Below are 23,083 nucleotides of genomic sequence, written 5' to 3' on the forward strand. Positions count from 1 at the left end.
TTGTTGGCTCTGCGGTAATTAATGCCAGAGGGTGGCAACTCCAATATTGATTAAGGCCATGCCGCCGACGGCGTGAGCTAGGCCGGTTGAAACGGCTTCACCCTTGCGCGCCTTACGGTAGCCGATGATGGCCGGGATCAGCACGACCAAGGCAATGATCAGCTTGACCGTGATCTTGATGTAGTTCAGGGGGTCGTGGGTTGCCCCGGCTAGGCCCACGAGAGCCAGACCGGTAACCAATTGGGCAATGGCTCCCCAAAGCTGGATGGGCAGGACGGTCGGCTTTTTGAAGGTGGCGAACCAGCCACCAACAATCGCGGCCGCACCGAGGATGTGTAGGAAGATCAGCAGGTATTTGACGAAGTCCATATGGGTATTCTACGTGATGTAGAAGCCATTTGGTGACACTTTGTAAATAAAACTTGCTGACCTGAGCGTGTTTTTTCAGGGAGGGAAACTTACGGCAGAACCGACCGATGGAAGGCAGGCTTCTGGAATTGCCTCCAGGCTTTGGTCTGGTTGGTGCTGGGTCGGCTATAGCCGGCGGCGAGGGGTACTTCCGGGGATCATCTGCGTTAGCCGAACAGCTGTTCCGGTGAGACGTCGGTGGGGCCGCTAGGCGCTTATCGAAAGCCCTATGAAATAGACTCCGAACATGGGCAAAATCTTCGACTCCATTGACGACAAACTGAAAGCATGGATCGAGAAGCAGCCCCTGTGGTTCGTAGCGACAGCACCTCTCGGAGCAGATGGGCACGTAAACATGTCGCCTCGAGGCCATGACTCCTTCTCGGTCCTGGACGGCCATCGTGTTGGCTGGGTCGATTACACCGGCAGCGGCGTCGAGACCATCGCACACCTGCGCGAAAACGGCCGGATATGCCTTATGTTTGCCTCGTTCGATAGCAGGCCTCGCATCGTGCGTCTGCATGGGCGCGGCTCGGTTTCCCTGCCAGGAGAGGCATTGTTCGAAGAAGTGGTTGCACTTCATCCGGTCCACCCCGGCACTCGAGCTGTCATTACCGTTGACGTAACTCGGGTTAGTGACTCCTGTGGCTGGGGCGTTCCCGTCATGGAGGTTACAGGTGAGCGCGACTTGCTCCTCTTACAGGCCGAAAAGAAAGGCCCGCAGGGTATGTCCGAGTACCGTGCTGAGAAAAACATGCGCAGCATCGATGATCTGCCCGGTCTTCCTTTCGAGGTTTAGCTAGGCCTGACCGCGCACTAATCGCCTCAGCACCTGTCCGAGATGATCGGTCAGGACGTATTCTTTGAATCATATTGTTCTTCTCTTGCTCTTGGCGTTAGTTCCGAGAGAGAAGAGGAAATTTCACGCTGGAATTCAAGGGGGGGGAAGGATGAGAGCGCTGTTATCGGATCAGTACTCGTGGGTTTGGCTGCGTCGGGCAGCCAAAAGGACATTTTGGATAAGTCTTGGGATTCTGGTGCTGCTTCCAATAATCGCTGCTCTTGTCTCAGACTCAATATGGACGAGTGTATTAGGAGTTTTTGTTAGCATCGCGGCTTGGGTTGCTGCGTTGGCAATCCTCAGTTGGATTGTGTCCCGGATTGCCTTCTGGTGGCTCAAGGGCCCCATTAGATGGGGCATCTTTACCCCAAAAATAAGAAGAGCATACCTCCTTGCGGTTTTCGATAACACCATGCGTCAGACGCAAATCCACCGCCTCCGTCTAGTGCGTGTTATTCACGTCTATCAAGTCAACCGTTCCGGAACCAAATGCGTAGTTGAACATCCAGAGGGGGTCCGCCAAGATGCCTGGTTCTGGAATTTCAGCCCAAAGCGTGGCCACGTATTTATAGTGAGGAGCAGCACCGGGTACGGCCCTCACAACAGCAACGCTCAGGTGATGTACATCGGAAGTAAAGTCACTGGCCCGGGTATTGTCGGCGGTATTCCAGCGGCATCCTGGAAAGCCGCTCACAAGAGACTGAGGGGACGATAGAAGTGCCTGGAATGGAAACTATTAGCAAGACGGCAAAACCTTGCCGACTGGATTGACTTCTCAGTATTGAATCAGGGGTAAGGCTGAATTGAAAAGCCGATTTTTCCGGTCACCAAAGCAAAGTGCCCCATCGAATCCGAAGATTCGAAGGGGCACTTTGACTACTGAACGGTGCTGGCTGCGCTTAGAGGCCTAGATCGGCTTCGAAGGCGCCTTCTTCTAGACGAGCCTTGAGCGTCTGCAAGAAGCGTCCTGCGTCGGCCCCGTCCACCAAGCGGTGATCATAGGTCATCGAAAGGTACATCATCTGCCGGATCGCGATGGTGTCGTCGCCGCTCGCATCTGTAACCACAACGGGCCGCTTCACGATGGAGCCGACGCCGAGGATGGCCACCTGCGGCTGGTTGATGATCGGGGTATCGAAGAGCGCTCCGACCGAACCGAAATTCGTAATCGAGAAGGTACCACCGGACAACTCGTCCGGACCGATCTTGTTGTTCCGAGTACGCGAGGCAACATCGGCGATTTTGGCGGCCATCCCAGCCAGATTAAGGTTTCCCGCATCCGAGATGACCGGAACCAACAGGCCACGATCGGTATCCACGGCGATCGCTAGGTGCTCAGCGTCGTGGTAGGTGATCTCCTGCTTGTCCTCATCGTAGGAAGCATTGACCTTGGGGTGCTGCTTGAGCGCCTCGGCCACAGCCTTCGCAATGAAGGGCAGGAACGTCAGCTTAACGCCACCGTTCTGTGCCTGGAAGGTGCTTTTGGCGACATTACGGAGCTTGGCAACCTTAGTCATATCGACTTCGTGTACCTGGGTTAGCTGAGCCGAGGTGTCCAGCGACTCGCGCATCCGGCGAGCAATAACCTGCCGGATCCGAGGTGCCTTTTGCACCGTGCCTCGCAAGGCAGCAGCGGCCGCGGACGGCGCAACCGAACTTGATGGCGCGGCAGCCGGAGCAGCTGCGGGGGCAGTTGTCGGAGCTGCTGGTGCAGCGGACTTTGCTGCCTCGGCAGCGGCCAGCACATCTTGTTTGCGGATTCGGCCACCCACGCCGGTTCCAGCCAGCGAGGCCAGATCCACACCCTGCTGGTGAGCGAGCTTGCGCACCAGGGGAGTGACATAGCTGGAATCGCCGCTAGCGCTCGGCGCTGCTACGGGAGCGGCAGCCGGAGCAACAGGTGTCTGAGCAACAGGTGCCGGCGCGGCAACCGGAGCGGCCGGGGTTTCGACGACCGGTGCAGGAGCAACGGGAGCTGCAACGGGTGCCTCGGGAACGGGCGCCGGAGCAGCGGCCGGAGCTTCTGCTACCGGAGCGGGGGCAGCAGCCGCCGGAGCGCCGGAACCGATGACGGCCAGCACGGAGCCTACCTCCGCGGTCTCGTCCTCCGGAACCCGAATCTCCAGCAAAGTGCCCGCAACCGGGGAAGGGATTTCGGTGTCAACTTTATCGGTGGAAACTTCAAGCAGGGCTTCGTCAACCTCGACCGAATCGCCCACAGCCTTGAGCCAGCGGGTGACCGTACCCTCGGTGACGCTCTCACCGAGAGCCGGAAGTACGACGTCGTGACCTTCAGTTGCGGCCGGAGCAGCGGTAGGTGCCGCAACCGGGGCGGCTGCGACGGGAGCGGCGGCGGGCGCCTCAGCGGCGGGAGTAACGGGTTCGGCGACGGGTGCTGCAGGTGCCTCAGGAGCGGCTGCCGGAGCAGCGCCATCTCCCGAACCAATCCGAACCAGCGGCGCACCTACTTCGGCGGTCTCATCCTCGGCTACCAGGATCTCCTCGATCACCCCGGCAATGGGGGATGGGATCTCGGTATCGACCTTATCGGTGGAGACTTCGAGTAAGGGCTCGTCAATCTCTACCCTGTCGCCTACAGCCTTGAGCCAGCGGGTGACCGTACCCTCGGTGACACTTTCGCCGAGTGCCGGTAAATTCACGGATTCAGACATGTCGTTCCCGTTTCTCCTTGTTCTTCAAGAACACCTTGTTTGCTTCTCACGCTTCTGTAGAGCCTAGTGCTTAACCGTGCAACGGTTTGCCAGCGAGCGCCATCGCGGTCTCGCCAAGCGATTCGTTCTGGGTCGGGTGGGCGTGTACCAGCTGGGCCACATCCTCTGGATAGGCTTCCCAGTTCACGATCAACTGGGCTTCGCCGATCTGCTCGCCCATTCGGGCACCGATCATGTGCACGCCGACAATGGGGCCGTCTTTCTGGCGCACCATCTTAACAATGCCGCTGGTGCCGAGGATCGAGCTCTTGCCGTTACCGGCCAGGTTGTATTCCTGAGCCTGCACGTTCTCGGCGCCGAACTTCTCCTCGGCTGCCTTTTGAGTCAGACCAACGGAGGCGATCTCGGGGTCGCAGTACGTGACCTTGGGGATATTCACATCTTCTACGATCACCGGATTCAGACCGGCGATCTCCTCGGCGACAAAGATGCCCTGCTGGTAGCCACGGTGTGCCAGTTGCAGGCCGGGGACGATATCGCCAATCGCATAGATGTTTCCGACGCCGGTGTGCAGGCGCTCGTTGGCCAGCACGAAGCCGCGGTCCATCGGCACGCCAGCCTCTTCGTAACCCAGTCCAGCGGTGCTCGGGCCGCGGCCAACCGCAACCAAAAGCAGCTCAGCTTCGAAGGTGGTGCCGTCAACCAAGGTGACCTTCACGCCGTCGTTGTTCTGCTCAACGCCCTGGAAGAAGGTTCCGGTGGAGTATTTGATGCCACGCTTCTTGAAGGCGCGTTCCAGGTTCTTCACAATCGTGGCGTCCTCATTGGGCACCAGCGAGGGCAGACCTTCCACGATGGTGACATCCACCCCGAAGGACTTCCAGACCGAGGCAAATTCGCAGCCGATCACGCCGCCACCAAGAATGATGGCGCTCTTGGGGATGTAGTCCAGGTTCAGCGCTCCGTCGGAAGTGATCACTCGGCCACCGATTTCCAGGCCAGGCAACGACTTCGAGTAAGAGCCGGAGGCCAGCACGATGTTCTTGCCGGTGTAAACAACCCCATTGACGGTCACGGTGTTCTGCGAGGAGAGCTTGCCCTCACCCTCGATCACGGTGATGGCTTTCTTGGACTTGATCAGTCCCTGCAGGCCCTTGTACTTGCCCGCGATGATGCCGTCTTTATAGGCGTTGACCGCGTTGATATCGATGCCCTGAAGCTCGACGTTGACGCCATATTTCGCAGAATCACGAGCGTGATCCGCTAATTCAGCCGAATGCAGCAACGCCTTGGTGGGGATGCAGCCGTTGTGTAGACAGGTGCCACCCACCTTGCTTTTCTCTACTAGACCTACCGTGAAGCCCAGCTGGACCGCGCGTAGGGCCGTTGCGTAACCGGCGCTGCCAGCACCAAGGATAAGGATGTCGAACTCTTGCTCAGTCGGCTGTGCCGCAACGTCACTCACGTGAACGCTCCCTCGCGTTGTGACTGCCAGGTTGTGCAGTCTGCTGAATACCTTCAGGAATCACCTTAGCGTTAGGCGCACTCCGGCTCCAGCCGTGACGGGGTTGGAGACCTCAGGTGTGGCAAGATTCACGTCGCCTTGTGATGCGTAGCGCTCTTCCAAGCCGATATTGATCAGACATTGACCTGGCTTGGAAGAGCGCTTTAGCAGCTTAGTTAGTGACTAGCTAGGCTCTCGGCATAGCTCAGCAAGGTGCGGACGGCGACGCCGGTTCCTTGCTTAGGCGTGTAACCATAGGCGCCGGATTCGTTGAAGGCGGGGCCGGCGATGTCCAAGTGAGCCCAAGGAATTTGCTCCTCGGTGTTCTTGGCCGTACCGACAAATTCCCGCAGGAAGACTGCCGCGGTCATCATGCCCCCCATTTTCTCGCCGATATTAGCCAGATCCGCCACCGGGGAATCCAGGCTGGCTCGGAGTTCTTCGGGTAGTGGCATTTGCCAGAACAATTCCCCGGCGGTGTTGGCTGCCGAAACAATCGCGGCGCTCACCTCGTCGTCACCCATCACGCCCGCGACCCGGTTACCCAGCGCGATCATCTGAGCGCCGGTCAAGGTCGCGACGTCCAGGATCACGTCTGGGTGTTCCGCAGAGCCAGCAGCCAGTCCATCGGCCATTACCAGGCGACCTTCGGCGTCGGTATTGAGCACCTCCACGGTTTTGCCACCAAAGATGGTGATCACATCGGAGGGGCGGCCTGCGGTGGCGGACGGCATGTTCTCCGCCAGGCATAGCCAGGCAGTGATCTTGAGCGGAAGGCCCAGCTCTGCGGCGGCCAAGGTAGCGGTGAGAATAGCTGCCGCTCCGGCCATATCGCATTTCATGGTGGTCATCCCGGTCGGCGGCTTGAGGGAGAGTCCACCCGAATCGAAGGTGATGCCCTTGCCGACTAGCGCCAGGTGTCGCTTGGCCTTGAGCGGGGAATATTCCACTTTGACCAGTCGCGGCGGGCGAGAGGAACCCTTGCCAACGCCCAGGATGCCGCCGTAGCCATCCTTCTCCAAGCGCTTCTCGTCTAGCACGGTGATCTTAACCGGCAGACCCTTGGCCAGGTCCTTGGCAGACTGAGCGAAAGTTTCCGGGTAGAGGTGGCTGGGCGGCTCGTTGACCAGGGTGCGAGTGTCATTGACGGCCTTGCCCACAGCGGTGGCTCGATCGAGTACCGTTTTGGCGGCTCGGGCGTTGACCGAGGTAGCGATGCTGACGTTCTTCACCGCATCTTTCACTGCATCGGGGTTGCTGCGGCGAGCCTGGTAGCTGTACGCGCCCAGCGCCGCGCCCTCGGCAACCGCGGTAAGTTCCGCAACGCCAGGTGCAGGCAGGGCCAGGATTACGGTGTCTAAGCCGGCGAGCTGGCGGATCGCGGAACCGGCGGCCCGGCGGAGTGCCTCACCGCTGGGGGCGCCACCTTCAACTGGGCCGAGGCCAATCAATACCAGGACGCTGGCCTTGATGCTGGAGAGCGAAGGTAGCCGGCGTACCTCATCTGCTGCGCCGCTAATTCCGAGCAGGGGCAGAGAATCGCTGAGTGCAGCGGCTTCTTGTTCGGTTAGTGGGTGGTCCAGCAGGACGGCACCTTCGGCACCTTTCGCTACCCCGATCACCAGCGCGTCGCCGTCGAGAGAGCTAATCGTGCTGGCTTTGGAGCTCACCGAGGTGAGTGAAACGACGTTGTTCTTGACCATGGAAAAGTTCCTCACTGCCGGGGTTCTGATTCCTTTTGATCGTAGCCGCTATCGCTCGCTGGTGTGCAAGGGCTTTGTTCGCTCCCGGAGAACTCTTCAGTGATGCGGAATGATTCGCCCGCTGCGCTACGTTTAGAAAGAGAAGCAGGCTGAAGGATAGGACCGAATGCGGAGATTCCGACGGCCGCCATCGGATGTACGGAGGAACCGGGATGAAAGAAATTAGATACGAGCCCTTTTTAGACCCGACGACTCTCTATGCCACCAACGATGCCTTGCTGCACGACGGCGGGCTCAAGGGTTTGAATTTGCTGATGGGCTTCAGCGGGTTCTCGGATGCTGGTCAGGTGGTCAGTCAAGTGACCGCCGAATTGCTCGGCCAAGTTGATCCCGAACCGATTCCGGTGGCCTCCTTCGATATCGATCAGCTCATTGACTACCGATCCCGCAGGCCGCAGATCAGCTTCGTCGAGGATCACCTCACCGACTACCAGCAGCCCAGGCTGACGCTTTACAAGCTCGTTGATGGCCTCGGCCAACCTTTCCTTTACCTGACCGGGAACGAGCCGGACCTGCAATGGGAACGCTTCAGTGCCGCCGTCGTTGGTCTGGTGCAAAGCTTGGACGTGAATCTAGTGGCCTGGGTGCATTCGATTCCGATGCCCGTTCCACATACCCGTCCGATCGGGGTCACCGTGCACGGCAATCGGCCCGATCTAATCGAGGGCATGTCCTCCTGGAAGGCTACTGTGCAGTTGCCCTCTGCCATCGGACATTTACTTGAAGTGCGGCTTACCGAAGCCGGGCGTAATATCGCCGGTTATGCCGTGCACGTTCCGCACTACCTGGCCGACGCCGAGTACCCCAGGGCAGCGGTGGCCGCACTGGAGTATTTGGGTGCCGCGGCCTCGCTGATGCTGCCCACCGATCGGCTGCGTGAATCCGGGCGAGAGGTGGAACGGCAAATCGCAGCGCAGGTTGAGGGCTCTGTCGATGTGCAGGGTGTGGTGAGCAAACTGGAGGAGCAATACGACGAGCGGCAGCAGGATGTTCCGGTGCGTTCCCTGTTGGCGGGGGAGGACGATGAGCTGCCCGATGCGGACGAGCTAGGGGCGGCCATTGAGGCGTACTTGGCGAATCGGGACGATCAGGGCCGTTAGTGCGGTAGCTGGATTCGCTTGAACCTGTACGCTGCCCCAAAAACGCCTTCTACCGTTTCGGCTGGCGGATGTTCGGCTGGCGAAGAAAATGAGCCGCGAAGGTAATGGCCAGCGCTATTGGGGTTGCTGTGAGCAATGGTGCGCCGAGTGAGGCGTAGTTGATGATCCAGGGGAGTGGTATTACTCGACCCTCGTCGGGCGAATAGATCTGATATGACGGATCTACCGTGACAGCCTGAAGGGTGAATGAAGCGGTTAGCCCGAAGACCGTTAGAGGAATCAGCAGACAGTCCAGTGCCCAGAGCGCAATCAACCAGGGGCTATAAATCCTTCGACCTTCTTCAGCGGGGACTTCCGCTTCGCTCAATGGCTCCCCGGCTTCGTCTACCTCTTGAAATTGGATCAATTCCGATCGCTGATTTTCAATAGCCATGCCCAAGTCTAAGCACAACTGCGCATAACGAACGAGGTCGTCCCAGTCATCGGGATTTTCCTTATCCTTTCGCCAGATACTCGGGGTTGTTCTTAAATAGTCTGCTGATTCCTTGGTGCCCGAATCGATGAGCGGTTGGGTAACTTCTCAGTTACCCAAGCAAACCGCGAATTTTATTGGATTCCCGGGGACGAGCATCGCGAAGGTACAGAAGATCGAAGAGCGTCGTCGCTCTTGAAGACACTGATGTTCACGGTGCTTGACGTGTTGGGAGGTTCTCTTGAAGATGCGGTACAAAAATCCGCCGAGGATGTAGTCGGTTTCAAGTTCGCGGACGTGTTGTCTGGGAATAGGATGCTTTACAGGAGTGCCATCTGATAAGGAGCATGTTGTGGAGGTTGAGAGTGTTGACGAGAGGGACATGGCTCTTATCACGCCAAGGCCATCCTTCCGAGTCATCGATATATGGCTAAACCCAAAGGACGGGACGTGGGATAGGACGCATGCCCACAACATCACCGCCGCCAGTCTCTTCGAGGTTCAGGAGTGGGTTAGATCAAATCACCAAAACTGCGATAAATCCGAAGTCTACATTTACGCTCAATTTACTCTTAGCGAACGAAATTTTATTTTGCTTGAAACCGTTATTCATCGCACTTAGAACCATGCTGGTCGCGAAATAAAACTATTATGGGATTGTCAATAGTATCCGAAGAGTAGGGACTTATACAGCTGAGCGCAGAAGCTCGGCAGTAGGTCGTGGAGCGCCGCAGTGGTGCAGGGAGATCTGGCTGATGGCTAATGGTAAGCTCACGCTATGAGCTTGCGAATAAGGCGTGCAGTAACCGCTGTTATCGTTGTTGTAGTGGGCTTCGCTGCCTATGATTTCGGTAAATACTTAGATGCGCTTCTGGGTCTATTTCTGACACTCGTAATCGTTTTGGCGGGTGGGTTTGTTATTGTGGGCTGGATAAATAAGAAATAGCCTCAATTAAATGTTGACGTGGAAAAATCTTTAGTTAGCCGTTCCTGAGAGATGCACAACCGACCTATTGAAGTAGATGTTCGAGCCCCCGAAGCCTATGGGCGGTAGGGCGCTGGTTTGACTGGTCCTGCACAGGTGCTGGTTTTGTCGGGTTTCCTCACATTGGGGGTGGTGGCTCTTTTGCGGTGGTGAGGGTTCTTGCAGGCTGGGGTGATGGAAGAGGAAAAGCCGTCATTGTTTTCTGCGGGGTCGGGAGATCCGGCTGTGGGTAGTTCTGGGCGGGGTGTTGGGACTTTGTCGATTAATAGTCCTGAGGATCTGCTGGGGTACTTGCCACATGCTTTGGGTTATTGGCCGGAGTGCTCGCTGATGGTTTTGGGGTTGAAGGGTAAGCAGGCGGGTGCGAGTTTGCGGCTGGATTTGCCGGATCGGCACGGTTCCGAAGAGGAGTGCCTGCATTATGCGAGCCAGTTGGTGGCTTGTCTCACCTCGAGTGTGCCTGGTTCTGAGGCGATTGCGGTGGATGGGGTTGTGTTGGCGTTGTTTACCGGACTTGATTGGCGGGACGGCGAAGACCCTGGCTATGACCGGTTAATGACTTGCCTGCTGAGGGAGCTGGATATTGCGGGGATGTCCGTCCGGGAAGCTTGGTGGATCGGCCAAACAAGCTGGCAAGATTCGTTACAACACACACCTACTTGTCAGTGTCTAAGTTGATAGCGCGAACAAATAAGGGGTGTCTGACCAACCGGTCAGACACCCCTTATCGCTGCTAGCGATCTTTCTTGTTTTGGCTCCTTAGCCAAGCTACAAGTCCTACTACAGCCGCAACGATTACTACAACGATTGCAACAATGATGATTATTGTCGTCGGATTAAAAGCTCTCATATATCCATTCAATCACGGTGAGGTGTCCCAGCGGCTTCCATCACGAACATAGAAGGTTAGCGACACCGTAGTGGTGCCTATACCGCCACCGGTCACAAGATAACTAGTCCTGGCTCGGGCAGGGCTGCTACCGACCTGCGTTCCAGTAAGAACTTCCATCGTTGGACCCGACGCCGAGCCTGCTGTGGATATCCAGGCACCGTAGATTCGTGTGATTTTCGCGGCGAAGGAAGGGTTGTTCCCGTTGCTTCCTAGTCGCCCATCGGCTTCAAACTCAATCGTAAGTGTTGCTTGGTCTGTCCGGACCTTGCACCCAGTGAACGGGAAAACGCCAACACCGCTCTGATCGGAACAGCCTCCAATTGAAAAGGGGGTTGCTGCTCCGGGGGTGATTCGCTTGGGTATCTCAAAAGATGACTTTGAGATAGACCCATCTGCGAACGTCTTGGTGGTGACTGCAAAACCGTTCTCGGTCTTCGATGTCTCCGAAACAGGGCTGCCGCTGGTCTGGGAGAGGGGTAATATACCCTTCTTAAGATTTACAATCATCCTGTTGATTGCTGCTTTGTTCATACCAAGATTTGTTGCCCTATCGCGATAGAACTGCTCATCTGCCTGCGATAGTTTGGCGGTCGATGCTGTTGCTGCGGGCGGAGGGGCGGCAAGTGCCGTACTGCCACCAATCAAACTACCCACCACCAATGCACCGGCAAGGATTGATCTACTTAATATTCTCATATTCCCACCTAGTTAGTTATTTTGGTTAATTCCACTATCTCTAACTACGGCTTTATTATCAAAAAATAAAGTCGATGAAGTAATTCGAACATTCAAGTCTGAAAATGGTCTGGGAATGTGCTGGGAAAATCATCGAAATGGTGATTAAATAAAATGGCAGTCCCAACCACTTCTACGGGGTGGTTGGGACTGCTTTTTATGTGAGTGGGATTAATTTGTTAACCATGAGATAGGTTGGCGTGGCAGGCGATCCGGTGCGGTAGCTGATCTGCCCAGCTTGCGCGCCTGATGTGCTTGAGGAGATGAGCAGTGTCCCGCGCCCATCGCCTGTATCGCAGTGTAGAAGCGCTGAGTATAGGGGGTCGGGCTGCTACTGGCAGAGTAGCGTTCCCGGTACCGCCCAAGTCGACTACACCAGTAATCCCAACCGAGATAAGTAGCCTCAAAGTCTCTGCGTCCATGACCACATCTAAGCACGGCACTTGCTGGGGGTACTATTGCGCAATTTTGGGAAAAACAGATTTGCCACGCCGACGACACGCCCAAAAATCTAAGTGCGTAAGTACTCCACAGCTTGTGGATATCTAGATCAAAAGTGGCGGAAGTTCGCGGCTCAGTCGAACCGATAGCTGTGGACTACTTGGGGAAAAATTACATGAATGTAATACATCATGTGGGGGTAGGAGAAAGTGTCGGACACTATATGTAGACTTAAGCACGAAGGGCCAAGCGCTCGAACGCTTGACCCTTCAAAACAGGCAGACCGCCTCATGTTTAAAGGAACATGAAACAGTCTCGAACCGTTTGATTTGTGTTGATTACAAGTCTCAGCCTACGAGTGAGGCTGTCGGAGTGTCAATTAGGCACACCGTCTCGGTGACGGATCGGAAGGTCTACCCCTAACAGAAGGGAGACCCGATAATGAGGATTCGTATCCGCATTCGTCGGACCATCCGAATTCGTCCTGTCCGCCTCTAGCGGGTAGCAGTTGTTAGAAGTAACGGCCTAGCTGAGCTTGCGCTCGGAGCCGGTTAGGTCTTCCAACAATTTTCTATCTGAAAGTGGTAACAAAAATGGCAAATTCGAAGCAGACGAGTCAGGTAATCGCACGCAAGGCAAGCAGCATCCTTCGGGATGGAAGGTCTAGCGCGCGGTCTAAGGCTGTTGCGGGGAGCGCTCTGGCGCAGACCAAGAAGAAGTAATCTGATCTAGAAATTCGGTGGACCCAATCATTCTCAGGGATGGTTGGGTCCACTTCATAATTTAAGAATGACCTCATATATGCTGAATCATTCAAACCTTTAATCTACCGTTATGACCTCTTTTATTAATATTTCAGATTCCTTCAAGGTTGGATTGATGTTCTTAAGGAAGCGGTTAGTTTGCCAACTAGATGAAACAATTAAGAACCAAAGGAGTGTTCAAGTGAGTGGAATTAAGAAACTAATTATCGGGTTGGTTCTGTCTGTAAGTGTCCTCTTCGGAACCGTCGCAGTGGCTAGCCCACCTTCAGGAAGCACAGCAGACGGCAACTATGCTCAGTGCATCCTTGGAGCAACTGTTCAGGACTGGGCGAATAAGAATCCCCGCGACTGTACTACAGCAGGAACCTGCGCTTTACTGAAGGATTGGCAAGTGGTGTTGAGGATCAATGGTGGCAACGGGACTGTGTAGGACAATGTTGCTAGGGGGTACCAGGCTGTTCAGAATTGGTGTGCCTCCAACAGCTTCACATGCGCTATCGTTACCTCAGTTGGGGTAACTCTAACGGCACCGCTGTTGTCTATAGCAAGGAGTTGATCGCATGAAGAAGCTACGTCCTATTGACTGGGTAGCTATGCCAATCACTTTTCTAGTAGCACTAGGAATCTACCTCTTTCTAGGTGGTCCTTTTGGGCTAGGACAACTGCTGGTAATTGCTGCAATTGTCGTAGTTGGCTACCCGCTCATGGTGTGGTGGATCAACACCATGAAGCGAAAAACTTCTCAGCAATAGTGGATGTGTAGACTGTTAGAGTACTCCGACAGCTAGGGGCTGTCGGACTAATTTTTAAGTGAGCGGGAAACTCAGATTGATGTTAACGAAGCTCGGGTTGGCTCTACCCGAGAGGTAGACAAGCGATCCGTCGATATTGATGTAAATATCGGCAAAGCCGAATCCACCGGCTACCCCTGCTGTACGTACAGCGAAAGTTGGGGTCTGCCCAGCGTGCACCGCTTCCGTCAGGAGAGTCACGCTCTGTAATCGCCTCGACTATCCACTCTTGATGCTCCAGCCCTAGCCGAGTTTTCTTAGCGCCTAACTCGCGGACCGTGGCAAGCTCATAGAGGAAATCATCAAGAATGATCTGATCAACCTTGGCGGCGTTACGTGCTAGGTGGTTATGGCTACCACATCGAAGTTCGCCGAGGTCTCACCGTGTTCCTTGCGATTGAACAGGATCATTGCCGCCCCATGAAGACCGCGCTTCACTGCTTCACCTAGAAATCTCCTATACGGATCGTTTTCCTTGCCATATGTACCTGCGTAATTTGGTCTGAAATCTACAGACAGTACAGCAATTGTTCGATTAGCGATTTCGGGGCTGGGGTCAGTCGTGATGATGGTCAATTGCTAGTGTCAGCTCTCAACACTGGTTGAGCCTTGCGGTGATGCGGAGTTTTCCGTGACTGGTCCTGCACAGGTGCTGGTTTTGTCGGGTTTCCTCACATTGGGGGTGGTGGCTCTTTTGCAGTGGTGAGGGTTCTTGCAGGCTGGGGTGATGGAAGAGGAAAAGTCGTCATTGTTTTCTGCGGGGTCGGGAGATCCGGCTACGGGTAGTTCTGGGCGGGGTGTTGGGACTTTGTCGATTAATAGTCCTGAGGATCTGCTGGGGTACTTGCCACATGCTTTGGGTTATTGGCCGGAGTGCTCGCTGATGGTTTTGGGGTTGAAGGGTAAGCAGGCGGGTGCGAGTTTGCGGCTGGATTTGCCGGATCGGCACGGTTCCGAAGAGGAGTGCCTGCATTATGCGAGCCAGTTGGTGGCTTGTCTCACCTCGAGTGTGCCTGGTTCTGAGGCGATTGCGGTGGATGGGGTTGTGTTGGCGTTGTTTACCGGACTTGACTGGCGGGACGGCGAAGACCCTGGCTATGACCGGTTAATGACTTGCCTGCTGGGGGAGCTGGATATTGCTGGGATGTCCGTCCGGGAAGCTTGGTGGATCGGCCAAACAAGCTGGCGAAACTACCTGTGCCGGGATGGGGTGTGTTGCTCCTTCGTGGGTCGGCCCCTGACTGAAATACGTGAGAGTCAGCTCAGTATCGAGCTGATCTATCGGGGGAGTATGTATTGTCCTGATCTTTCGACCGCGGTACAGCCTGCTGAACTATCGGAGCAAAGACAGCAGGATCTACTGAGAGGATTCCGCGAGGCGCTGCCTAGGCTGCGCAATATCCAGCCAGGCGATAAAGCTTTCGACGCGGCTTTAGAGTCCTGGTGGGCGGCTCTTCTGACCGAGACAGAGCAGCAGAGCAAGAAAGTTCAGCTCGCCGAGCAGCAGAGCACGGAGCAACTTGGAACGTTACTCGCAGCTCTGCACAACATCCTCCTCCGGGATGCGGTCCTGATGCTCGCGTTGACCGGGGCAACAGGGCAAATTGGGCTGTCGGATGAGACCGAATATCGCAGCCGGTCAGTTGATGCTGCCAGCCTGATCCTTGGCGATCCCGATTTTTCCCCCGACTGGAAGCGGCTCGACAGGTTCAAGACTTTACTGATGACCCTGATTGGAGTGAATGCACCGAGTGGTCTGCCGCGGAAAGATCTGCTTCGGGCCAAGGCAGCGGCACTCAGCCTTCTTGCTTGGCTCGAATGGTGCAAAGGTCGCGGAAGCACTGCCGGCGCTTTCCTCAAGGAGGCGGAGATCGCATTGCCGGGGTATCGGCTAGCGGAACTGCTCGGCGATATGCTCGCCTCCGGATTGCGTTGCCCTTGGGCGCAGAACCGAAGTAGCCCAGAATGCAGCTGAGAACCGCAGTAATCGAGAACGTAACTGAGAAGAACGAGACCGAACTAGTTGAGGGCGCCGACTAACGCACCAGCACTAAACGCACCAGTACTAGACGCACCAGTACTAGACGCACCAGTCCAGCGCAGCGGCTAGGACACGTGGTGATCGTCCTCAGCGGATTCCCGGACGGCGGGAATTCCGTGAGACACTATTAGGACGACCCGGTTGGGTCCGTGAATGATTCGCATCCTTGCTGAACGGTATTGGACGGCGTTTTCAGATTTCTTTGAGAATTCTGGGAACAAGCTGCCCTTCAGAGTAGTTACTACTATGGACCCTTCAGCTGTGATCGCGGATTTAAATCGATCACGGACTTGACAGGGTCATAGTGGTGTTACGCGCAGGTGGCATCACAGAGAGCAGCAAGGAAAGGTAATCAGTGTCTCCAACTGCACGTAAGGCCAGCACCGCCACCGTGACTACTACCGCGGAAGAACCTGCCGCAAAGCAGAGCAACGCTCGCTCAAGCAGCACCAGTAAGGCCAAGACCTCCTCCGCCGCCAAGAAGTCGGAGGCACTCAAGGATGTGGCTGCCCAGCCCGTCGAGGAGAAGTTGACCGCTACCCAAAAGCGCGCCGCCACTGCAGCGGCCAAAAAGGCTGCTCCGGCGGAAACCGCAGCGCCGAAGGCCACTCGTGGACGTAAGCCCAAAGCAGAGGCTGTGAGCGAGGACGCCGAGAAGTCTGACGATACCGAGGTAGCCGAGGACGCGGAAGACTCCGAGGAGAGTGCCGAGGCAAGCCTGGGCGAAGTGGCCGAAGCCACAGCGGAGGTTGAAGAGACCACTGGCTCCGGCTTCGTCTACTCGGATGCCGATGACGACGATGCCCCGGTCCAGCAGGTTATGTCCGCGGGAGCTACCGCAGACCCGGTAAAGGACTATCTCAAGCAGATCGGTAAAGTTGCGCTGCTTAACGCGGAGCAAGAAGTCGACCTGGCACTGCGGATCGAAGCGGGACTGTACGCCGAAGAGAAGCTCGCCGCAGACGACGGGAAAATTCCGGACAAGCTCAAGCGCGAATACCAATGGGTGATCCATGATGGCAAGCGCGCCAAGAACCACCTACTTGAAGCGAACCTCCGCCTCGTGGTCTCCCTAGCCAAGCGCTACACCGGCCGCGGCATGCTTTTCCTGGACTTGATCCAAGAAGGCAACCTGGGCTTGATCCGCGCCGTGGAGAAGTTCGACTACACCAAGGGCTTCAAGTTCTCCACCTACGCAACCTGGTGGATTCGTCAGGCCATCACTCGTGCCATGGCGGACCAAGCTCGTACCATCCGTATCCCAGTGCATATGGTCGAAGTGATCAATAAGCTGGCTCGGGTGCAGCGCCAGATGCTCCAGGACCTGGGCCGTGAGCCCACGCCGGAAGAGCTGGCCTTGGAACTCGACATGACCCCTGAAAAGGTCGTCGAGGTGCAGAAGTACGGCCGCGAGCCGATCTCCTTGCACACGCCGCTGGGCGAGGATGGTGACTCTGAGTTTGGCGATCTGATCGAAGACTCCGAGGCAGTGGTGCCCGCAGATGCAGTGAGCTTCACCTTGCTGCAGGAACAACTACATTCGGTTCTAGACACGCTTTCCGAAAGGGAAGCCGGCGTGGTGGCCATGCGTTTCGGACTGACCGACGGACAGCCAAAGACTTTAGACGAAATCGGAAAGGTCTACGGGGTTACCCGGGAGCGGATCCGGCAGATCGAGTCGAAGACCATGTCCAAATTGCGCCATCCTTCGCGTTCGCAAGTGCTGCGCGACTACCTGGACTAAGCCCTTTGCTGATAGCGCCTAAGAGCCGGTTCTAAGGACCAGTGTCTCGAAGAATGGCGTGAGCTTGGCTGCCGAAATGGCAGCTAAGCTCACGCCAGCGGCAGCTAAATCCAGATGAGACAGACCAGATGAGACAGAAGAGTTAAGACAAAAGGAGGGCCTCCCACGGGAGGCCCTCCTTTTATGCTCGGGATTCAGTAGCTCAGGAAATTCAGTCGTCCAGCAGAACCGGATCCTTTTCCAGCAGTCTGGAAGTCTCATCGTGCCATTCCGAAGAGAGTGGCTTGAGCGTTGCTTCTACGGCGCGGGCATGATGTCCGCAGAAGAGCAATTCGCCACCGGAGGCTTCCAAGACAACTCGGACATAAGCCTGCGCGCCACAACGGTCGCATCGGTCCAGGGCATTGAGTTCACGACTTACGGTTGCAGTTGTCATGATGTCCTCCTTCGTATCTTCGTGCGGTGCTATATATCCATACAACCATTATCCAGCCCAAAACCGTCCCAAGTGGAGCTTTCTTTCGCTCTGCGCGTATTGCAATTCCATAACCTTGGGATCCCCTCCGATACCCAAGCCGAGCGCTAGCCGAGCGCGCTACGGCATGGCTGCGACGCCGTCGTCCAGCTTCAAGATAGCCTTGAGCAGTGGTACAGCAGAATTCCGGAAGCTCCCAATACACCGCACGGCACCTCTCTGTCTTGGAGGGCTTGGAAGCGGTTCGTAAGCGACCCGGTATGTACATCGGCTCCACCGATTCGCGCGGCTTGATGCACTGCCTCTGGGAGATTATCGATAACTCCGTTGACGAGGCGCTTTCCGGCTTCGGTCAGAACATCACAGTCATTTTGCACAAGGATAACTCGGTCGAGGTGCACGATGACGGCCGCGGCATTCCGGTCGATATCGAACCGAAAACCGGCTTGAGCGGGCTCGAAGTCGTGATGACCAAATTGCACGCAGGCGGCAAGTTCGGCGGCTCCTCCTACGCCGCCTCCGGTGGCCTGCACGGTGTGGGAGCCTCGGTGGTGAACGCGCTCTCGGCCCGCTTGGACGTTCAGGTGGATCGTGGCGGCAAGACTTACCAGATGTGCTTCCGGCGCGGTGAGCCGGGAACCTTCAAGGACACCGGAAAGAGCCCGAGCCCGACGGCGGTCTTCGAACCTTTTGTGTCCAAGTCAGTTCTCGAGGTGGTTGGCAGCACCAAGCGTGGCGTGACCGGCACCCGGACCCGTTACTGGGCGGACCGGCAGATCTTCACCCAAGATGCAAAATTTTCCTACGAAGACCTGGCAGCCAGAGCCCGGCAGACTTCCTTCCTGGTCCCCGGGCTGAAAATGGTGATCCGGGACGAACGCGGCTTGCCGGGGACTCCCGGTGAGAACGGCCCGCACGAGGAGATCTTCCATCACGACGGCGGCATCTCCGAGTTCGTCGATTTCCTGGCCGCCGATGCCCCGGTGACCGATATCTGGCGCTTACACGGCAGCTCCACCTTCAAAGAGACCGTGCCGATGCTCGATGAGAACGGGCATATGACCTCCACCGAGGTGGAACGGGACTGCGAGGTAGATATCGCGCTGCGCTGGGGGATCGGCTACGACACCACAATGCGCTCCTTCGTGAACATCATTGCCACGCCCAAGGGCGGCAGGCACCAGGAAGGCTTTGAGCAAGCCCTGCTCAAGACCTTCCGCAAGGTAGTGGAAGCTAACGCCCGCAAGCTCAAAGCCGGAAACGACAAGATTGAGAAAGACGATGTACTGGCAGGCTTGACCACGGTACTCACCGTACGGCTCGCTGAACCGCAGTTCGAGGGCCAGACCAAAGAAGTGCTTGGCACCCCGGCGGTGCGGGCTATCGTGGCCAAGGTGGTGGAGCGAGAGCTCACCGCGAAACTGAATTCCTCCAACCGCAATGACAAAGCGCAGTCGGCATTGCTGCTGGAGAAGGTCGTCTCCGAGATGAAATCGCGTATTTCGGCTCGAGTACACAAGGAGACGCAGCGCCGAAAGAACGCCCTAGAGACCTCTTCGTTGCCCGCTAAACTTGCTGATTGCCGCTCCGATGACGTGGAGCGCACCGAGCTCTTCATCGTCGAGGGCGATAGCGCGCTCGGCACCGCCCGACTGGCCAGGTCATCAGATTTCCAGGCTCTGCTGCCGATTAGAGGCAAGATCCTCAATGTGCAGAAAGCCTCGGTGGGGGACATGCTCTCCAACGCGGAATGTGCAGCCCTGATCCAGGTGGTCGGAGCGGGCTCCGGCCGCAGCTTCGATCTGGAAGCCGCCCGCTACGGCAAGGTCATCCTGATGACGGACGCCGACGTCGACGGCGCGCATATCCGCACACTGCTGCTCACCCTGTTCTTCCGTTACATGCGGCCGATGATCGATGCTGGTCGAGTCTTCGCCGCGGTACCACCGCTGCATCGAGTCGAGGTAGTGAACCACGGTCAGAAAACCAATGAGCTGATCTACACCTACTCCGAACAAGAGCTGAAGAACTTATTGGTGAAACTGGAGAAGTCCGGGAAGCGCTATAAGGAGCCGATTCAGCGTTACAAGGGTTTGGGTGAAATGGATGCCGACCAACTGGCCGAAACCACCATGGACCCCCGGCACCGCACCCTGCGCCGAGTAACCGCGGAGAACGCCGCGATGGCCGAGACCACCTTTGAATTATTGATGGGATCGGATGTGGCTCCGCGCAAGGAGTTCATTATCGCCGGTGCTGCGGATCTGGATCCGGAGCGCATCGACGCCTAAGCCTCTCGTCTTCTAGCTGTTCTCGGCGGTTCACAGGAGCTTGGCTCGAGCGGTTCGGGCGGAGGTTCAGAGAGCGGGGACAAGCAGCAGCGCGGTCGGTGCAGCCAGCAAGAGCAATGACAAGGCCAACACTGCGCTACGCCCGAGGGTTGAAAGCGGCGGGCGAGGATGGATCAGTCGATCAAGCCTGGCCGTGGTGATGCGCTCGGAGGAATCTTCCGGGCTAGCTGGCTCGGCCAGCTCCACGTTGGCCAATTCCGTGTGGTGAAATTCCTTTTCGGTCCCCGCCCCGACCAGGGCAATTGAACGGATCAGCACGGGTTCTTCTACCACTCGCAGCGCCGCGTCATCGGCCAGCATTTCGATCAATTCATTGACGGAGCGCTGAGCCAATTTCGACGTCGGTAGCCAGGGGAGCGCCGACTTCCAGGCTGCGAAGGCCCAGAGCAACAGATGATGGCGCTGTAGCAGGTGGGTGTTTTCGTGGGTGAGTACGGCTTTTAGCTCTTCCGGTTTGAGCAGTTCGAGCAGACCGTCCGAGAGTACCGTCACGGAGCGGGCTCCCCCCGGTAAGCAATAGGCCACCGGCGCGGAGTGACTAATCACCACAGTTCCGGGTTCGGCCGCAGGGGAGGAGAGCAAAAGCAGTAGCTCGCGGTGTCGGCTGCGTTGTCGTCTGATTCGTAGATAAGTCAGCACCAGGGTGAACACCAGATGGGCACCGAGGAGGGCTGCGGCGCTGAGCGCGAAAACGTGCCAGAACCCTAAGCCGTCCACCGGGGCGTTGAAGAAGACGATTCGCACTAAACGTTCCAGCGCGGAGAGGATGTTATCCCCTAACGGAGCAAGCCCCCAGGTGAGCATGGAACCGATCATAGAAAGTCCGCCGGCTAATCCAATGGCTTGCCAGAGGATCATCGCGGCGGCGGGGGAGCGGCGTGGCCACCGGGCATGGGAAAGTAAGACTGGTGCGGGCCAGGCGAGTAGCACGGCGAGTGCCGCGAGTGCCCAACCTGTCAGGGTGAGGGTGTCAGTGCCCATGGAGCATGAGTCTAGCCTTGGCTGCGGCCCAAGAGCTTGCGCAGGGTGCTGGCTTCATCGGGGGAGACCGAGCCGATGAAGCGAGCTAGCACGGCTTCCCGGTCCGGGGCTGAGCCGAGCACTTCGTGCATGAGCTCGGCGGTGTGTTCTTCCCGGCTAGTAACGGCTTGGTAGCGGTGTGGGCGGATATCGCGCTCGCGCTCGACCAGGCCCTTCTTTTCCAAACGGGACAATACGGTCAGCACCGTGGTGACTGCGAGTTCTTTGCCCTGGGTTGCTGTGGTCACTGAAATTCGAGAGAGCAGATCACGCAGTTCATTGGCGGTGAGTGGTGCGGGCTGCTGCCACAGCAGGTCCATCACCGACCGTTCCAGTTCGCCAAGCGTTGCCATGCCCATCCTCTTGTCCGCAAAACAATTTATCCAACACCTCTACAATAGCGCTTTCCAGGTGGATTCTACAATCCGTAGAAACCGTTCTACACTTTGTAGAAGAACAGTTCTACAAGCTGTAGAAAAGTGAGAGTGATGGAAGCTTTAGATATCGCCCGCTGGCAATTCGGCATCACCACGGTGTACCACTTCTTGATGGTCCCACTGACGATTGGACTCGGCCTCGTGGTTGCCCTGTTGCAAACGCTCTGGTTGCGCACAGGCAAGGCCGAATACCTCAGAATGACCAAGTTCTGGGGCAAATTGTTCCTGATTAACTTCATTCTGGGGGTAGCTACCGGCATCGTCCAGGAGTTCCAGTTTGGCCTGGCCTGGAGCGAGTACAGCCGCTTTGTTGGCGACGTTTTCGGTGCACCGCTGGCAATGGAAGCGTTACTGGCCTTCTTCCTGGAATCCACCTTCTTGGGTCTATGGATCTTCGGCTGGAAGAAACTCCCCGCCAAGATCCATTTGGCCTGCCTGTGGATCGCCGTCCTGGGTTCGGTGGTGAGCGCCTATTTCATCTTGGTGGCGAACTCCTGGATGCAGCATCCGGTGGGCGTGGAAATGGTGAACGGGCACCCGCAGATGGTCGATGCCTGGGCGGTCTTCACCAATAACACCGCCCTGGTAGCCTTCCCCCACACCCTCTTCGGCGCGCTCGCGGTGGCCGGCGGATTCCTGCTCGGCATCTCCTGGTACCACCTCTGGAAGCGTCGCCAACTGGGCATTGACACCGTTGACGAGAAGAAAAAAGTCGTGGTCGGCGAATCCGATCAGCACCCGGGCCGGGACAAGACCGATCACAAGGTCTGGCTGCGTGGCCTGCGGATCGGTGCTGTGGTGGCCATGCTGGCCTTCGCCGGAACAGCCATCAGCGGTGATATGCAAGGCAAGCTGATGTTCCAACAGCAACCGATGAAGATGGCAGCGGCCGAGGCTGCCTGCCAGAACGGCACCAGCTTCTCGGTGCTTTCCTTCGGCGACGTGGGCAGCACCAACTGCGGTGATGTGGTTGCGGTGATCGAGATTCCGGGCTTACTTTCCTTCCTAGCGCACGGAGACTTCACCACCGATGTCAAAGGGGTCAACTCACTGATCCCGGAATACAAGGCAAAATACGGCACCACTCTGCCGGACAATCCAATCTATGGGGACCGCGCCGGACAACCCATCCAATACGTTCCGGTGATGGCGGTGACTTATTGGGGATTCCGAATGATGATCGGCTTCGGCGGGCTGGCCGCTCTGGCAGCTTTAGTAGCCCTTTTCATGGCTAGGAAAGGCACGGTTCCCTCCTCGAAATGGCTGATGCGGCTCGCGGTCTTCGGCATCCTGGCCCCCTTTGGTGCCAATTCGGCGGGCTGGATCTTCACCGAACTGGGTCGGCAACCCTTCGTGGTGGCACCCAACCCACAATTCGACGGCATCGATCCGGTCTTCATGTTCACCGCCGCAGCGGTCTCGCCAGGGGTCAGTGCGGGTGAACTGATCTTCTCGCTGGTCTCCTTCACCACGGTTTACGCGGTATTGCTGGTGGTCGAGGTGGTGCTGCTGGTCAAGTACATCCGCGGCGGTGTGCTCTCCGCGATGCCGGAACTCGCGGCGAAGGACGACTCTCAGGAAGATCCCGAAAAGCCAAAGAAGGATGACGACGATGTGCTCGCCTTCGCCTACTGACCGCCCGGCTAG

Annotated in this window: 19 protein-coding genes; 9 read left to right on the top strand and 10 right to left on the bottom strand. The window is 57.0% G+C overall.

What is annotated here, in order from left to right; genetic code table 11:
- Positions 1–18: 18 nt before the first annotated feature.
- A complete protein-coding gene (locus FHU41_RS01150) occupies positions 19–369 on the bottom strand; it encodes a hypothetical protein (protein WP_179387838.1) in 351 nt (116 codons plus the stop codon).
- Positions 370–655: 286 nt separating this feature from the next.
- Here FHU41_RS01150 and FHU41_RS01155 point away from each other — a divergent pair, with 286 nt between their 5' ends.
- Positions 656–1,207: a pyridoxamine 5'-phosphate oxidase family protein gene (locus tag FHU41_RS01155; protein WP_179387839.1), complete on the top strand. Its 552-nt coding sequence runs from the start codon at positions 656–658 to the stop codon at positions 1,205–1,207.
- A gap of 941 nt (positions 1,208–2,148) precedes the next feature.
- Here FHU41_RS01155 and sucB read toward each other — a convergent pair.
- The 3 genes from sucB to FHU41_RS01170 all read right to left on the bottom strand — a co-directional run bounded on the left by sucB (position 2,149) and on the right by FHU41_RS01170 (position 7,128).
- On the bottom strand, positions 2,149–3,921 hold the full coding sequence (gene sucB / locus FHU41_RS01160) for a 2-oxoglutarate dehydrogenase, E2 component, dihydrolipoamide succinyltransferase (protein ID WP_179387840.1): 1,773 nt from the start codon (positions 3,919–3,921) through the stop codon (positions 2,149–2,151).
- 70 nt (positions 3,922–3,991) lie between these two features.
- A complete protein-coding gene (gene lpdA / locus FHU41_RS01165) occupies positions 3,992–5,386 on the bottom strand; it encodes a dihydrolipoyl dehydrogenase (RefSeq protein WP_179387841.1) in 1,395 nt (464 codons plus the stop codon).
- Between the two features lie 215 nt (positions 5,387–5,601).
- A complete protein-coding gene (locus FHU41_RS01170; RefSeq protein ID WP_179387842.1) occupies positions 5,602–7,128 on the bottom strand; it encodes a leucyl aminopeptidase in 1,527 nt (508 codons plus the stop codon).
- A gap of 212 nt (positions 7,129–7,340) precedes the next feature.
- On the opposite strand from FHU41_RS01170, the gene FHU41_RS01175 reads away from it, so the two are divergent.
- Entirely contained in the window at positions 7,341–8,288 is a 948-nt protein-coding gene (locus FHU41_RS01175) for a proteasome assembly chaperone family protein (protein ID WP_179387843.1), read from the top strand.
- A 49-nt stretch (positions 8,289–8,337) separates the two neighbouring features.
- On the opposite strand, the gene FHU41_RS01180 is transcribed toward FHU41_RS01175, so the two are convergent.
- Positions 8,338–8,721 (bottom strand): hypothetical protein, encoded by a 384-nt coding sequence (locus FHU41_RS01180; protein ID WP_179387844.1) that lies wholly within the window; start codon positions 8,719–8,721, stop codon positions 8,338–8,340.
- 1,198 nt (positions 8,722–9,919) lie between these two features.
- Here FHU41_RS01180 and FHU41_RS01185 point away from each other — a divergent pair.
- A complete protein-coding gene (locus FHU41_RS01185; protein WP_179387845.1) occupies positions 9,920–10,423 on the top strand; it encodes a DUF4192 family protein in 504 nt (167 codons plus the stop codon).
- A 184-nt stretch (positions 10,424–10,607) separates the two neighbouring features.
- Here FHU41_RS01185 and FHU41_RS01190 read toward each other — a convergent pair whose 3' ends face one another.
- Positions 10,608–11,333: a hypothetical protein gene (locus FHU41_RS01190; RefSeq protein ID WP_179387846.1), complete on the bottom strand. Its 726-nt coding sequence runs from the start codon at positions 11,331–11,333 to the stop codon at positions 10,608–10,610.
- A gap of 1,314 nt (positions 11,334–12,647) precedes the next feature.
- Here FHU41_RS01190 and FHU41_RS01195 point away from each other — a divergent pair.
- The gene (locus FHU41_RS01195; protein WP_179387847.1) at positions 12,648–13,007 is read left to right on the top strand and encodes a hypothetical protein; all 360 of its coding nucleotides are present in this window, start codon (positions 12,648–12,650) and stop codon (positions 13,005–13,007) included.
- Between the two features lie 130 nt (positions 13,008–13,137).
- A complete protein-coding gene (locus FHU41_RS01200) occupies positions 13,138–13,329 on the top strand; it encodes a hypothetical protein (RefSeq protein ID WP_179387848.1) in 192 nt (63 codons plus the stop codon).
- 54 nt (positions 13,330–13,383) lie between these two features.
- Here FHU41_RS01200 and FHU41_RS01205 read toward each other — a convergent pair whose 3' ends face one another.
- Positions 13,384–13,569: a hypothetical protein gene (locus FHU41_RS01205; protein ID WP_179387849.1), complete on the bottom strand. Its 186-nt coding sequence runs from the start codon at positions 13,567–13,569 to the stop codon at positions 13,384–13,386.
- Between the two features lie 526 nt (positions 13,570–14,095).
- Here FHU41_RS01205 and FHU41_RS01210 point away from each other — a divergent pair.
- Both FHU41_RS01210 and FHU41_RS01215 read left to right on the top strand, forming a co-directional pair.
- Positions 14,096–15,343, top strand: a complete 1,248-nt coding sequence (locus FHU41_RS01210; RefSeq protein ID WP_179387850.1) for a DUF4192 domain-containing protein — start codon at positions 14,096–14,098, stop codon at positions 15,341–15,343.
- Between the two features lie 421 nt (positions 15,344–15,764).
- A complete protein-coding gene (locus FHU41_RS01215; RefSeq protein WP_343046213.1) occupies positions 15,765–17,153 on the top strand; it encodes an RNA polymerase sigma factor in 1,389 nt (462 codons plus the stop codon).
- A gap of 211 nt (positions 17,154–17,364) precedes the next feature.
- Here FHU41_RS01215 and FHU41_RS01220 read toward each other — a convergent pair whose 3' ends face one another.
- Complete coding sequence (locus FHU41_RS01220; protein WP_179387851.1) at positions 17,365–17,589, bottom strand: DUF7455 domain-containing protein; 225 nt, start codon at positions 17,587–17,589, stop codon at positions 17,365–17,367.
- Between the two features lie 209 nt (positions 17,590–17,798).
- Between FHU41_RS01220 and FHU41_RS01225 the strand changes: the two genes are divergently transcribed.
- Entirely contained in the window at positions 17,799–19,919 is a 2,121-nt protein-coding gene (locus FHU41_RS01225; RefSeq protein ID WP_179387852.1) for a DNA gyrase subunit B, read from the top strand.
- A gap of 66 nt (positions 19,920–19,985) precedes the next feature.
- On the opposite strand, the gene FHU41_RS01230 is transcribed toward FHU41_RS01225, so the two are convergent.
- Positions 19,986–20,960 carry a M48 family metalloprotease gene (locus FHU41_RS01230; RefSeq protein WP_179387853.1) on the bottom strand — a complete coding sequence of 325 codons (975 nt, stop codon included), beginning with the start codon at positions 20,958–20,960 and terminating at the stop codon, positions 19,986–19,988.
- A gap of 11 nt (positions 20,961–20,971) precedes the next feature.
- Complete coding sequence (locus tag FHU41_RS01235) at positions 20,972–21,352, bottom strand: BlaI/MecI/CopY family transcriptional regulator (RefSeq protein ID WP_179387854.1); 381 nt, start codon at positions 21,350–21,352, stop codon at positions 20,972–20,974.
- A gap of 135 nt (positions 21,353–21,487) precedes the next feature.
- Here FHU41_RS01235 and FHU41_RS01240 point away from each other — a divergent pair, with 135 nt between their 5' ends.
- Entirely contained in the window at positions 21,488–23,071 is a 1,584-nt protein-coding gene (locus tag FHU41_RS01240; RefSeq protein ID WP_179387855.1) for a cytochrome ubiquinol oxidase subunit I, read from the top strand.
- The last annotated feature ends 12 nt before the right edge of the window (positions 23,072–23,083 follow it).

Origin of the sequence: Psychromicrobium silvestre (genome assembly GCF_013408295.1) — a bacterium.
Taxonomy (GTDB): domain Bacteria; phylum Actinomycetota; class Actinomycetes; order Actinomycetales; family Micrococcaceae; genus Renibacterium; species Renibacterium silvestre.

Excerpts from the sequence above, each read along its gene's own strand:
- FHU41_RS01150 (WP_179387838.1), bottom strand. The coding sequence starts at position 369 with ATGGACTTCGTCAAATACCTGCTGATCTTCCTACACATCCTCGGTGCG.
- FHU41_RS01155 (WP_179387839.1), top strand. The coding sequence starts at position 656 with ATGGGCAAAATCTTCGACTCCATTGACGACAAACTGAAAGCATGGATC.
- sucB (WP_179387840.1), bottom strand. The coding sequence starts at position 3,921 with ATGTCTGAATCCGTGAATTTACCGGCACTCGGCGAAAGTGTCACCGAG.
- FHU41_RS01170 (WP_179387842.1), bottom strand. The coding sequence starts at position 7,128 with ATGGTCAAGAACAACGTCGTTTCACTCACCTCGGTGAGCTCCAAAGCC.
- FHU41_RS01175 (WP_179387843.1), top strand. The coding sequence starts at position 7,341 with ATGAAAGAAATTAGATACGAGCCCTTTTTAGACCCGACGACTCTCTAT.
- FHU41_RS01180 (WP_179387844.1), bottom strand. The coding sequence starts at position 8,721 with ATGGCTATTGAAAATCAGCGATCGGAATTGATCCAATTTCAAGAGGTA.
- FHU41_RS01185 (WP_179387845.1), top strand. The coding sequence starts at position 9,920 with ATGGAAGAGGAAAAGCCGTCATTGTTTTCTGCGGGGTCGGGAGATCCG.
- FHU41_RS01190 (WP_179387846.1), bottom strand. The coding sequence starts at position 11,333 with ATGAGAATATTAAGTAGATCAATCCTTGCCGGTGCATTGGTGGTGGGT.
- FHU41_RS01195 (WP_179387847.1), top strand. The coding sequence starts at position 12,648 with ATGACCTCTTTTATTAATATTTCAGATTCCTTCAAGGTTGGATTGATG.
- FHU41_RS01200 (WP_179387848.1), top strand. The coding sequence starts at position 13,138 with ATGAAGAAGCTACGTCCTATTGACTGGGTAGCTATGCCAATCACTTTT.
- FHU41_RS01210 (WP_179387850.1), top strand. The coding sequence starts at position 14,096 with ATGGAAGAGGAAAAGTCGTCATTGTTTTCTGCGGGGTCGGGAGATCCG.
- FHU41_RS01220 (WP_179387851.1), bottom strand. The coding sequence starts at position 17,589 with ATGACAACTGCAACCGTAAGTCGTGAACTCAATGCCCTGGACCGATGC.
- FHU41_RS01230 (WP_179387853.1), bottom strand. The coding sequence starts at position 20,960 with ATGGGCACTGACACCCTCACCCTGACAGGTTGGGCACTCGCGGCACTC.
- FHU41_RS01235 (WP_179387854.1), bottom strand. The coding sequence starts at position 21,352 with ATGGCAACGCTTGGCGAACTGGAACGGTCGGTGATGGACCTGCTGTGG.
- FHU41_RS01240 (WP_179387855.1), top strand. The coding sequence starts at position 21,488 with ATGGAAGCTTTAGATATCGCCCGCTGGCAATTCGGCATCACCACGGTG.